General features: G+C 43.2%; 1 protein-coding gene and 1 pseudogene. One reads left to right on the forward strand and one right to left on the reverse strand.

Features of this window, described 5'->3' with window-relative positions:
• Positions 1-99 precede the first annotated feature (99 nt).
• Positions 100-867, reverse strand: a pseudogene (locus D0463_RS19075) (bile acid:sodium symporter family protein); the annotation flags it as partial.
• Positions 868-1,029: 162 nt separating this feature from the next.
• Between D0463_RS19075 and D0463_RS19080 the strand changes: the two are divergent.
• Positions 1,030-2,286, forward strand: coding sequence for a M48 family metallopeptidase (locus tag D0463_RS19080; protein ID WP_117308931.1), 1,257 nt, complete (start codon positions 1,030-1,032; stop codon positions 2,284-2,286).
• Positions 2,287-2,465: the final 179 nt, after the last annotated feature.

Raw genomic sequence — 2,465 nt, forward strand, 5'->3', positions numbered from 1 at the left:
TTCCGCAGGAGTCTCGCAGATTCCCTTCCCAAAAACAACATTATCGTTTAACAGAGCCTATCCTTAAAAATATCTTTCAGGATTATCTCTATTTTTTAATTAGGAAACTTGCGTATTTTTATCAGATTTCATTTCCTGATCTTTTTTTGCGACCTTTTTCGCCCAGTACGTGGCAATCAAAGGTCCAGTAATATTGTGCCACACTGAGAAAATCGCACTCGGAACAGCCGTAAGGGGAGAGAAATGGGCGGTCGCTAATGCTGCTGTAAGCCCTGAGTTCTGCATCCCGACCTCGATCGAGATTGCCTTTTGATCGGCATGCGGGAATTTGCACCATTTTGATATGAAGAAACCTAATAGCAATCCAATCAAATTATGCAGAACGACTACACCGAAGATCGCCAAACCAGATTCAAGGATGTTGTCTTTATTCCCGGCTACCACTGCTGAGATGACACCGACGATCCCAATTACAGAGATAAGCGGCAGGATTTTCGCCCCTTCTTCTGCTTTATCCTTCAGAATCCATTTGAAGATGATGCCAAGAATAATAGGAATAAGAACAATTTGCACCGTTGAGAGAAGCATATCTTTTCCTGATACCGGAAGCCACTGGCTCGCTAATAGGTAAATCAGCGCCGGAGTCAGGATTGGTGATATCAATGTCGCCACCGATGAAACCGCCACAGATAGGGCGACATTTGTCCTCGCCAGGTAGGCCATTACATTCGATGCAGTTCCCCCAGGGCAGCAACCGACCAATATAACGCCAACCGCCACTTCAGGAGGGAGATTCAACCCTACGGCCAGAAGATAAGCGGCACCAGGCATAATGATGTATTGAGCAACAACCCCTACGAACACGGCGAGCTGTTTGAATATGCTATTTTATGACATTAGAATTGTAACTTTACAGGATATCACTCGAAAGCATCTTAGGACGTTTTTCGTTTTATTCTTAATTGTCGTTCTAACTTGTCTCTTTTTAACTACAATAAGTAAAGAAGGTTTGTCTAAGGGGGGACAGGTATGGCCAGAAGGTGGGCAAGTGTTGCGGTGATTATGTATTTATTGATTTGCGCTTTGATGTATTGGTATATTTTTCAGGGTGCCGATCAATCAATCCCGGCAGCGTTGAAGGGGACAGCGGCTGACCCGGCGACATTTTTGAACTCGAGGGAATTAATGCTTACCGAGGAATACTCGGGCATTAAGAACTTTTTATTTTTTGCTTCCACACCATATGAATGGTTGTTTTATTTTTTGATTTTATTATTCGGTTTGTCAAGAGCCTTTGAAAATTGGGCAGCGTCTATATCAAAGCGCAGAGTTCTCCAGACGGCGATTTATCTGTTTTGGCTATCGATTCTTTCATATATCGTCGTCTTTCCGTTTAATTATATAAGCTACAGCCTGAGCAAAAGCTACAATATCAGTACGCAAAGCTTTACCTCGTGGATGAAGGAAGAAGTGATTGACTTTTGGATCGGCTTTGGGACGATGATTCTCATTGTCGCGGTTTTATACTGGTTGATGAAGAAGAGTACGAAAAAATGGTGGATGTATGCGTGGCTGCTGTCGGTTCCGTTTTCCCTGTTCATGATGTTTGTCCAGCCCGTTTTGATTGACCCGCTCTATAATGAATTTTATCCGCTTAAAAATAAGGAATTGGAAACGAAAATCCTTGAGATCGCCTCCAGAGCAGATATCCCCGCTGACCATGTATACGAAGTAAATATGGCAGAAAAAACCAATTCACTGAATGCCTATGTAACCGGAATTGGCTCCAATTCGCGAATCGTGTTATGGGATACCACCCTTAACAAACTGGAAGACAATGAAATTCTGTTTATAATGGCCCATGAAATGGCCCACTATGTGGAAAAGCATATTTACATCGGCATCGCGGAATATTTAATACTCTCCTTGATTGGCCTATGGTTGACGGCAAGATTAATGGATTACATCGTCCGGCGCTGGGGAAAGGTATTGAAAATCCCGTCAGTCAGCAGCATCAGTTCATTGCCGCTGTTCCTTCTAATAACAGCTGTGCTTCTATTTGCATCCAGCCCGCTTTCGAATTATTTATCCCGCTATCAGGAATCGCGCGCCGATAAATATGCGATTGAAATGACAGGAGACAGGGAGGCCGCAATCACCAGCTTCCAGGAACTCACCAGATCGGGGTTGAGTGAGGTAAATCCTCCACTGCTGGTGAAATGGTTCAGGTATTCGCACCCGACCATGCTTGAACGGATTTCAACAGTGGAAAACTATGAGAAATAGAAAGGCGACCTGAACTTCAGAACTGTTTGGATAATAAAATCTGAATTTGGATAATAAACAGGATGATTCGGATAATAAAATAGGCCAAGTGGATAATAAAACAACAATACGCCTGGGGGAACTGAACTGTGACCTATAAAGTGGACAGTTTAAAAAAGCACCTAGTAATTTACGCGGTT

The organism is Bacillus sp. V59.32b, assembly GCF_003429085.1.
In the GTDB taxonomy this organism is placed as follows: Bacteria; Bacillota; Bacilli; order Bacillales; family DSM-1321; genus Peribacillus.

What these genes read in the sequence shown, in the direction of transcription:
- D0463_RS19080 (WP_117308931.1), top strand. Translation starts at nt 1,030, where the DNA reads ATGGCCAGAAGGTGGGCAAGTGTTGCGGTGATTATGTATTTATTGATT.